The organism is Clostridium sp. MCC344 (assembly GCF_018785365.1).
Classification (GTDB): domain Bacteria; phylum Bacillota; class Clostridia; order Lachnospirales; family Lachnospiraceae; genus Pilosibacter.
Genome location: NZ_WQPQ01000073.1, coordinates 1 through 306, shown reverse-complemented (window position 1 = coordinate 306; position 306 = coordinate 1). Strand labels below are relative to the sequence as shown.

Annotated in this window: 1 protein-coding gene; it reads right to left on the bottom strand. The window is 58.8% G+C overall.

Annotated features, from left to right (window positions below; translation table 11 throughout):
- Positions 1-306 (bottom strand): relaxase family protein (locus tag GPK90_RS15415; RefSeq protein WP_215703397.1); only part of this gene is annotated, 306 nt, incomplete at both ends.

The following is a 306-nucleotide window of genomic DNA, read 5'->3' as shown; positions in this document are numbered from 1 at the left end:
CAGCCGGAAGCTGATACCGCCGCCCCGAACCGTCTTGACCTCATACCCGGCCCGCTTCATCAAATTGAGAAATTCGTCCAGATCAGCGGGGCGTTCCGCCAGCGCAGTATCAATGGCAAGGCGCAGCCTGTCCTGATAGGAAAGCGGCCCTTTCCGGTCTTTCTGCCACTCCCCATAGTTCCGATACTTGCTCTTGCTCCGGGGCTTCGGGTTCTCCACGATGGACAGCCCGTTTTCAAGGCACAGCCTGTCAGAGAGCCGCCGAAGGGCGAAGCTGGAGCCCCAAAAATTTCGGAATTTCCGGGT